Annotated in this window: 2 protein-coding genes; both read left to right on the top strand. The window is 62.2% G+C overall.

Going from position 1 to position 1,864, the window contains the following annotated elements:
- The coding region (locus WAO69_RS02885; protein WP_422176541.1) for an amidohydrolase at positions 1 to 832 on the top strand (832 nt) is incomplete at its 5' end.
- Positions 829 to 1,864, top strand: a 1,036-nt coding sequence (locus tag WAO69_RS02890) for a M20/M25/M40 family metallo-hydrolase (RefSeq protein WP_422176542.1), incomplete at its 3' end; no start/stop codon positions are given. The genes WAO69_RS02885 and WAO69_RS02890, both read left to right, overlap by 4 nt.

Here is a 1,864-nt window from a genome sequence, read left to right on the forward strand (position 1 = left end):
GTTGCTGGGTGCAGCCAAACATCTGGCGGAAACACGCGATTTCATAGGCACCGCCGTGCTGATTTTTCAACCGGCCGAGGAAGGATTGGGGGGCGCGCGCGGCATGCTGGCTGACGGACTATTTGAGCGGTTCCCCTGCGACGAGGTGTACGGCATGCACAATTCCCCGAACGGGCAGCCCGGCACCGTTGGCATCTGCAAAGGCCCCGCGATGGCGGGCGCGTCCTTCTTCGACATCACCGTACAGGGCAAAGGCAGCCATGCCGCCATGCCGCACCAGTCGCGTGATCCGCTGGTCATCGCCTCGGACCTTGTGGGCAGCATCCAGACGATTCTCTCGCGTAACGTGGCGCCCCTGGACACCTGTGTGCTGTCGGTGACGCAAATCCACGCCGGCTCTGCGTATAACGTGGTGCCAGACACGGCGACGCTGGCAGGGACAATCCGCTACTTCAAGCAGGAAGTCTGCGATCTGGCCGAGCAGCGCATGCGCGAGCTCTGTGCGGGTTTCGCCACCGCCTACGGCGTCGAAATCAGCGTTGATCACCGCAACATATTTGACGTGCTGATGAACGACGCAGCGCTGTCAGACGCCTATCTGGAGGCTGCCGAGGACATCGTGGGCAAAGAGAATATCTCGGGCACAGACGAGCCGGCCACAGGGTCGGAAGACTTTGCGGACATGCTCAAGGTTGTGCCGGGTGCATATTGCCGGATCGGCCATTCGGGCACCACGGGTCTGCATAATCCCAGCTTTTTCCTTGATCCCGACGTGCTGCCCGTTGGGGCATCCGTCATGGCGCGCATCGTCGAACGGAGGTTGTCCGCATGAACCCGCTTGAATTGCCTTTCGACACAGATGAGATGCTGGCGGGCTTGCGCCCCTGGATCGAATGTGAAAGCCCCACGTGGGACGCGGATGCCGTCAACCGCATGATGGATATCGCAGCCTATGACATGGCCACGATGGGGGCGACGGTGGAGCGTATTCCCGGACGCATGGGTTTTGGCGGGTCGGTGCGCGCGCGCATGCCGCATCCCGATCACGGGCGCGTGCCCGGCATCCTGATCGCGGGACATATGGACACGGTGCACCCCATCGGCACGCTCGACGTGCTGCCCTTCAAACGCGACGGTGACATTTGCTATGGCCCCGGTCTGATGGACATGAAGGGTGGCAACTATATTTCGCTGGAGGCGGTACGCCAGCTAATTCGTGCTGGCGCGCAGACGCCCCTGCCTGTGACGGTGCTGTTTACCCCAGACGAAGAGGTCGGCACACCGTCGACCCGTGGCCTAATCGAGGCGGAGGCTGCGCGCAGCGCCTATGTGCTGGTGCCCGAGCCAGGCCACGACGACGGCGGCGTGACCATCGGACGCTACGCCATCGCGCGGTTCAATCTGGCGACCAAGGGCGCGCCCAGCCACGCGGGCGCCCGTTTGAAGGACGGCAAGAGCGCCATCGCCGCGATGGCGCGCCGCATCATCGAGATCGAGGATATGACGGGAGAGGATTGCACCTTTTCGGTAGGCGTCATCCATGCAGGCCAATGGGTCAATTGCGTCTCCTCCTCCTGCACCGCAGAGGCTTTGAGCATGGCGAAAAAGCAAGAGGACCTCGACGATGGTGTGCAGCGCATGCTGGCCCTGCAAGGCACGAAAAACGGGGTTGATTTCATTGTTGAGCGTGGCGTTACCCGCCCCGTTTGGAAGCCTGACACTCCAGGCACCGCCAAGATTTTCGAAGTGGCCAAGCAAATTGCAAAGGAGCTGGGCTTTGAGATGAAGGGCCGCAGCCAGGGCGGTGGGTCAGACGGGAATTTCACCGGCGCGATGGGCATTCCCACACTGGATAGTTTGGGGG

The sequence above is a fragment of the Aestuariivita sp. genome, from assembly GCF_049276915.1.
Lineage (GTDB): Bacteria > Pseudomonadota > Alphaproteobacteria > Rhodobacterales > Rhodobacteraceae > Aestuariivita.